2 protein-coding genes are annotated in these 2,882 nt (G+C 31.2%); both read right to left on the bottom strand.

Features of this window, described 5'->3' with window-relative positions; genetic code table 11:
• On the bottom strand, positions 1-665 hold a 665-nt coding region (locus tag ACW2QF_RS19170; protein ID WP_455717620.1), incomplete at its 3' end, for an ABC transporter ATP-binding protein.
• A gap of 578 nt (positions 666-1,243) precedes the next feature.
• Positions 1,244-2,882 (bottom strand): vWA domain-containing protein (locus ACW2QF_RS19165; RefSeq protein WP_455717619.1); only part of this gene is annotated, 1,639 nt, incomplete at its 5' end.

Below are 2,882 nucleotides of genomic sequence, written 5' to 3'. Positions count from 1 at the left end.
GGAGTGCCTTGTTGCTCAATTGATCCTCTTTTAAATACAATAATATCATCGCTCATACTCATTGCTTCCATCTGGTCATGAGTAACAAATACACCTGTCACACCAAATTGCTCGGTAAGACGTTTGATTTCAACTCTCATATCATCACGCAGAATGGCATCTAGTGCAGATAGAGGCTCGTCAAAAAGGATACAATCCGGGTTTGTTACAATTGCTCTTGCAAATCCAACTCTTTGTTGCTGTCCACCAGAGAGCTGACTTGGATATCTATCTTTAAACTCACCGAGCTGTACAGCATTCAGTGCGTCTAGTACTTTCTTTTCAATGCCTTGCGTTTCTTTTCTTACCCTTAAACCAAATGCTACGTTTTCAAAAACAGTCATATGTGGCCAGAGCGCAAAATCTTGGAATACAAATCCTAAATTTCTTTTTTCAGTTGGAATTTCAATCTTTCTCTCACTTGAAAAAATACAAGTATCATCAAACCAAATTTCACCAGAATCTGGTTTTTCCAATCCAGCAATCATTCGAAGTATTGTTGTTTTCCCACAACCAGATGGTCCTAGAAGTGTAGTAAAACTTTTACCCTCAATTTGAAAGTTCATATTGGATATTGCAAAAGAATTACCAAATTTTTTGCAAACATCTTTAAATCTAATTACCATTTTCAATTCCTTTCGTTACATTGCATATACTTAAATACAAACTGATAAAATACTTTTACCATGCTTATGTAAACTTTATGTAAATTACACGTAAAAAGTATGTATAGTTTTATTTGATACTTTTTAACAAGTTCTTGACTTTTTCCTAGAATCCATTTAACTCAGTACCACAATAGCCAAACAACACAAAAACACTCCCCATAATACCTCATAATTTTCAATTAAGTGACGTCAATTACTCTTTTTTTTCTTAAATTAACACGATATACTATAATCCGCATATAATAACATATGACATGTAGATAAGGAGTGATCTTTATGAGCCGAGGATCTAATAGATGTGATAGACACCATAGACGCAGACGTCGTAGACGTGTCGTTGTTATAAAGAGATTTTAAAAATTATTTCATTACAGAAGGATGCTATGTGATAAGCCTTGATGAATTATGTATAGATTAGGCAGCTTAGGCTGTCTTTTCTTATGTTTAAAAGAGCAGCCCATGCTGGGCGGGCCTAAAGAAGGACCAAGTATCTCTACTTGATCCTTCTTACTTTTTATGTAGTTGACGCATTATAGTTATTGCATTATTACATTATAAACTTCGCTTGTAAAATATGGTTTTCCACCATCTTCTCTTTCATATGTACGTTTATTAAATTTCCATTTACCATCTTCATCTTTTATTAATGTTAACTTTTCATAATTTGTTATATTCTCTTCAATCCAAAACTCTTGGTTTTTATCAATTTCATCACCATAATAAGTATTAATCATATTTTTTTCTAAATCGTTTTTAATTGCAGAATATTTTTTTATTTTACTAATATCATAATTAGCTACTCCGTACAAAACATACCCATCTTTTTCTTTCTCCACTCTTATTACATCATAGTATACCAAAACTTCAAATACGCTTGAATTATTAGAACCCACACCACCGTTATCTATTGCTGACTGGGATTGATATGCTATGCAATCCTTATCTTTATATGCCTTCTTATCAGTAACAATTAGACCAGAGTCTAAAAGATTACGTTCTCCTTTTGTTTGACAATCAATTCCTGCAATTAAAAATTTATTATACATTAAAGAAAAAAACTCATTTGGTACAAAGGTGAAATTATCTACATATCCACCATGATGATCTTGTGTACGAATATAAATATCCGAATAACAGTCATCTTCAAAATTGTCCTCATCACAAATAGTATACTCTAAAAGATATACTTCTTTTTCTTGTTTATATATCGAACTATATATTTCTTCTAATGAATCAATATCATTAATGTTATGATATATCCCGCCCGTCGATTCTGCAATATTCTTGAGAGTAGATTCATCGCAATCTGAACCGATACCAATTAGAAAAATAGGTATTTGATATGTATTTGCATATCGTATAACATCTTGAGCCGAATACACACTTACATTATCTAAACCATCTGTAAATCCAATTATGCATTTTGCATTACTCCTAGTATGAATTCTTTCAATTTCACTAATTAATGTATCATATAAACGTGTACTTCCTTGTGTTGACATCATATTGATAGCAGATAAAATATCAGATGAATTATTTGTAAAACTCTTACACACATATGCCGAATCACTAAATTCTGTAAGTTCCACCTCATCACCTTTACTAAATTGCACAGTTTCAATAAAATTGGTCATCCCTTGTTGTACCTGTATCAATTTATCTCCCATACTACCACTTATATCAGCAACTAAACCTAGACTTATTCCTTCGTTTTCATTTATCTTAACGGCTTTTATAATGTCTTGTCTTTTAAATTCATCATCAATTTTTCTTCCTACGTTAACATAGAAATCATCCTTATCCAAATTATCGATGAAATTACCAGTATCATCAGTAACCTCAAGATAAACACGAATAGTTGGATAATTAGTTATATCATATTGCTTTACTACTACATTATAATCAGTTAGAGGTTTACTTATCTCATTAATAAAGCTTTCAAGTGATTCTAATTTGTCCCATGCCTGATTGTACTTAGCTTCGTTAATTAAGTCAGATATTTCATCTTGATATTCTTTTACCGTATTTAAATCAGAATCAATTGCAAGACTCATATCACTTTCTACAAGTTTTTCTTCATATTTTTTTAATTGTTTTAAATTATCATCAATTATATCCAGTATAAGTTGTTCTAGTGTATGCTTTTTTTCTTCTAATATATCAATAGCTTCCTCA

The sequence above is a fragment of the Anaerosporobacter sp. genome (assembly GCF_965301125.1).
The sequence above is the reverse complement of the archived record's forward strand: the minus strand, read 5'-3'. Positions and strand labels throughout refer to the sequence as shown.